A 1,025-nucleotide genomic window follows, 5' to 3' on the forward strand; every position below is an offset into this window, starting at 1 on the left:
GGCGTTCGGTAGTTAAGGCATCGGCGAGGCGTCGCATTGAGGCGCTCGCACAGAGCCGACAGTGCGCCGGGGGATCGATCCCCCGGCGCACTGTCGAGCGGCAGATGTCGCCGGACCCGGCCGTTGGCGTTCTCCACGCCGCCCTTCTGCCAAGGACTGTGCGGATCGCAGAAGTAACAGTCCGCTGGAACAGCCCGGTAGCCCATGAACTCGGTACCGCGATCAAAGGTGATGGTTTGCCGGGCGGGCGCGGGCAGGGGCGTCAGGAGAGCCGATAGACTGGCCGCCAACGGCCCGGCGCGGCGATCCTCATTGGCTTGCAGGATGAGATAGCGGCTCTGGCGCTCCTGCAAAGAGGTCACGTTGGCTTTACCGAATGCCCTGGCAAACAGAACCAGGTCGCATTCCCAATGGCCGAACTCACTGCGATCCGCCACGTTGGCAGGCCGGGCGGCAATCCAACGCTCCGGCGGGATCGCACCCTGGCGGGGCTTGCGGCCCCGCAGTCGGCGTCGGCGATGCCTGACCATCGCTAGAAGGGCAAACAGACCGTCGCGCCGGCCTTCGGCACTGTAAACATACCTGTAGATGGTCTCATGAGAAACACAGCCGACAGCCTCCGGCTCCACCTTCAGCCGCCCGGCGATCTGTTCCGGCGACCAGCCCGCACGAAGCTTCGACAGCACGTGGGCCAGAAGCGCCGGATTACGGGCCAGCTTGGCACAGCCATGCCGCCGACGGCCCGCCGCCCGATGCGCCGCCACGCAATAGTAGCCACGATAGCCATGGCCCCAGCGGTCTCGCTCCACTGTGTGGTAGAAGTGACGCGCAATCTCCCGATAGACCGTCGACCGGTGCCGACCCAGCGTCGAGGCCAGGGCCGCAACGGAGAGACCGGCAACAAGACCGGCCTCAATCAGCCGACGTTCCGACAAATCCAGGTGAGAGTAGTGAGACCCCATCTGCGACCTCCTGTCCAACTCACTGAGAACGTTGGAAAGTCGCACTTCGTTTTTGAGTCCACC

1 protein-coding gene is annotated in these 1,025 nt (G+C 64.8%); it reads right to left on the reverse strand.

All coding sequences use genetic code 11. The features are described from left to right. On the reverse strand, window positions 1-962 hold a 962-nt coding region (locus FBZ88_RS30080; protein ID WP_145620667.1), incomplete at its 3' end, for an IS30 family transposase. Between the last annotated feature and the right edge of the window lie 63 nt (window positions 963-1,025).

The sequence above is a fragment of the Nitrospirillum bahiense genome (assembly GCF_007828025.1).
Classification (GTDB): domain Bacteria; phylum Pseudomonadota; class Alphaproteobacteria; order Azospirillales; family Azospirillaceae; genus Nitrospirillum; species Nitrospirillum amazonense.